Genomic DNA, 2,516 nt, shown 5'->3' with positions numbered 1-2,516 from the left:
GCGCTCGACGGGCGGCGAGGCCGTCGCCGCGCAGCGCTCGGTCTGGGACGACATCGCCCAGTGCGAGAGCAGCGGCGACTGGCACATCAACACCGGCAACGGCTTCTACGGCGGGCTGCAGTTCATCCAGAGCACCTGGGAGGCGTTCGGCGGCCTCAAGTACGCCCCGCGCGCCGACCTCGCCACCCCCGAGGAGCAGATCGCCGTCGCCGAGGCTGTCGTCCGGGTCCAGGGCTGGGGCGCCTGGCCGGTCTGCTCCCACGGGCTCGACCTGTCCGACCGCACGCACCTGGTGCACATCGTGCGCAGCGGCGAGACGCTCTCCGGTATCGCGCACGACCTCGACGTGGCCGGCGGCTGGACGCGGCTGTACCAGAAGAACCGGGCGGTGATCGGCGGAAATCCGAACCTGCTGCAGATCGGCGCCGCCCTCGCCCTTCCCTGATGGAATCAGAGCAGATTCGACCGGATATGAGAGTATTCGGTAGGATCTGGCACACCATCCGTTCCGTGTGCGGCCGGGGGCGCCCCGGCCGGACCAGGCGCTGTTGCTAGGGTCGGTGGCTGATCCCACCGGCCCGCGGCACGCGGTGTGCGGGCGGGAAGGCCGGAGTCGGGGGCTCGGACACACATGCGCATCGCCTTTCTGATGAACAACGCCTACGGCATCGGCGGCACCATCCGCACCACCTGCAACCTGGCCAGCCAGCTCGCCGCCGAGCACCAGGTGGAGATCGTCTCGGTGCTCCGGGACCGCGACGAGCCGGCCTTCGCCTTCGATCCCCGCGTCCGGCTGCGCCCCCTGCTCGACCTGCGCACCGACAGCCCGGGCGGCCTGCGCGACGACCCGCGCCGGCAGCGGCCCTCGTCGGTCTTCCCGTCGTCCGACCGCCGGCACGCGATGTACAGCGCGCTCACCGACGAGCTGATCGGCGAGTGCCTCGCCACCCTGGACGCCGACGTGGTGGTCGGCACCCGGCCGGGCCTCAATGTGCACCTCGCCCGGCAGGCGCCGCGCCGCCTGGTCCGGGTCGCCCAGGAGCACCTGACCCTCGACACCCACTCCACCCGGCTCGTGCTGGCCCTGCGGCGCCACTACCCCGGCCTGGACGCGGTGACCACCACCACCGAGGCGGACGCGGCCGTCTACCGTCGCCGGATGCCCGCGGTCCGCGTCACCGCGGTGCCCAACAGTGTGCCGCCGGCCACCGTCGCCCCGTCGGACGGCACCGCCCCGGTCGTGGTCGCCGCCGGACGGCTCGCCGAGGCCAAGCGCTACGACGACCTGATCCGCGCCTTCGCCGTCGTCAGCGCCGCCCGCCCCGACTGGTCCCTGAAGCTCTACGGCAGCGGCGAGCAGCGGGCCGCGCTGGCGGCGCTGATCGCCGAACTGGGTCTGGACGGCCATGTCACGCTGATGGGGCCGGTGGCCCCGCTGGAACCCGAGTTCGCCAAGGCATCGCTGCTGGCGGTCACCTCCAGCATGGAGTCCTTCGGTATGACCATCGTCGAGGCGATGCGGGCCGGCCTGCCCGTGGTCGCCACCGACTGCCCCCTCGGCCCGCGGGAGATAGTGCGCGACGGTGTGACCGGCCTGCTGGTGCCGCCCCGCGACGTCGCGGCCATCGCGGCCGCGCTGCTCGCCCTGATCGAGGACGACGGCCGCCGCCGCGCGATGGGCCGCGCGGCGCTGGAGTCGGCCGAACGGTACGACCCGGCCGTCATCGCCGAACGCCACCTGCGGCTCTTCCACGCGTTGCTGGCCGACCGGGCCGGGCCCGGGCACCGGGCCCGGGCCGTCCTGCGGGCGGGCACCGGCCGCGGACTGGGCGCCTTTTTGTCCCTGACGGACACGGCGGGCGCCGCGGCGCGCAAAGTCCGGCGCGGGGCGGTCAAGGGATAACCACGAAATACGGCGGATTCCGCAAAGAATATGTGAGGAAGCTGTGTGCACGCGGAATGGAGCACTCGGCGCCATTCCGCGCACCCGGCGCCCCGTTCCCGCATACGGTGGCTCCATGGAGCAGCAAGAGAACTTCTCCGGCGGAAATCCGCACGACGACCTGGACGCCTACCTGGATCTCGAGCGGGCGGCGGCCGAAGGCCGGGCCGCGGAGCGCGGCTGGACGACGGTACGGGTCCTGCCGCCCGGCGCGGTCGTCACGATGGAGTACCAGGCCGGCCGGCTGAACTTCCTGGTGGACGGCGGCCGGGTCCGGCGCTGCTGGCTCGGCTGACCGGCGATCCCTCCGGGCTCTCCGGCTGACCGGCGATCACTCCGGGCCGGACCGAACAGCTCGCTACCGCCCTGCCGACCGGCTTTCCGGTCGACAGGGCATCCGGACCCGGAGGTTGGGGCGCCCGGCCGACCGGGTCAGTTCGGGGTGCCCCCGCCGCGCCCCTGCTGGTGCACCAGCGGGCTCACGGGCCGGGCCGACCGGTCCAGCGGCGGCCGGCGGCTGCCGGCCGGCGACAGCGGGGCACGCTCGCCGCGCCCGGTCAGGGGGCGGCCCGGC

The 2,516-nt window shown here is 73.8% G+C and carries 3 protein-coding genes; all 3 read left to right on the top strand.

Going from position 1 to position 2,516, the window contains the following annotated elements; translation table 11 throughout:
• Positions 1-445 (top strand): LysM peptidoglycan-binding domain-containing protein (locus tag GA0115240_RS01455; protein ID WP_093734818.1); only part of this gene is annotated, 445 nt, incomplete at its 5' end.
• 186 nt (positions 446-631) lie between these two features.
• Positions 632-1,903, top strand: a complete 1,272-nt coding sequence (locus tag GA0115240_RS01450) for a glycosyltransferase (RefSeq protein WP_093734817.1) — start codon at positions 632-634, stop codon at positions 1,901-1,903.
• A 115-nt stretch (positions 1,904-2,018) separates the two neighbouring features.
• The gene (locus GA0115240_RS01445) at positions 2,019-2,237 is read left to right on the top strand and encodes an I78 family peptidase inhibitor (protein WP_093734816.1); all 219 of its coding nucleotides are present in this window, start codon (positions 2,019-2,021) and stop codon (positions 2,235-2,237) included.
• Positions 2,238-2,516: the final 279 nt, after the last annotated feature.

This window comes from Streptomyces sp. DvalAA-14 (genome assembly GCF_900091855.1).
In the GTDB taxonomy this organism is placed as follows: domain Bacteria; phylum Actinomycetota; class Actinomycetes; order Streptomycetales; family Streptomycetaceae; genus Actinacidiphila.
Note: the sequence above shows the minus strand (reverse complement) of the source record. Positions and strands in the feature narration are given on the sequence as shown.

What these genes read in the sequence shown, in the direction of transcription:
- GA0115240_RS01450 (WP_093734817.1), top strand. Translation starts at nt 632, where the DNA reads ATGCGCATCGCCTTTCTGATGAACAACGCCTACGGCATCGGCGGCACC.
- GA0115240_RS01445 (WP_093734816.1), top strand. Translation starts at nt 2,019, where the DNA reads ATGGAGCAGCAAGAGAACTTCTCCGGCGGAAATCCGCACGACGACCTG.